Raw genomic sequence first — 416 nt, forward strand, 5'->3', positions numbered from 1 at the left:
CAGTATCTTGTGACGCACCCGCATCGCACGGTAGAAATGCTCCATCAGCCAGCGTGATTTGCCTTTGAACTGCACCGCTACTTCGTGGCGCATAGTAAAAAAATGTTCGCTGCTGACGCAGTATTTGCGTATGCCTGACGCAGGCTGATAGGCGGCCAATTGCTGATCCAGCCGGTATTCGTCGGGTTCCTGGTAGCGTAACTCTGTGCATTGATAATGCTGCAACAGCTGATCGAGCAGCTTGGGCAGCGTGATCGCAGGATCGGCCTCTTGTATGGTTTGATAATGGATACGGTGTCCCGCTTGCTGCAGGCTGCGCGCAAACGCACGCATAGCAGCAAAGATAGCGATGATTTTCTGTGCATGATGCAGCACATAATCTGTCTCTTGCCGCATTTCCAGCATGACGTAGACGT

Annotated in this window: 1 protein-coding gene; it reads right to left on the bottom strand. The window is 52.4% G+C overall.

Annotation, left to right across the window (positions count from 1 at the left end; genetic code table 11):
- On the bottom strand, positions 1 to 405 hold a 405-nt coding region (locus KDM89_RS19995; RefSeq protein WP_268977906.1), incomplete at its 3' end, for a cryptochrome/photolyase family protein.
- Between the last annotated feature and the right edge of the window lie 11 nt (positions 406 to 416).

It is taken from the genome of Cognatundibacterium luofuense (assembly GCF_018139685.1).
GTDB classification, from domain to species: Bacteria; Pseudomonadota; Gammaproteobacteria; order Burkholderiales; family Burkholderiaceae_D; genus Undibacterium; species Undibacterium luofuense.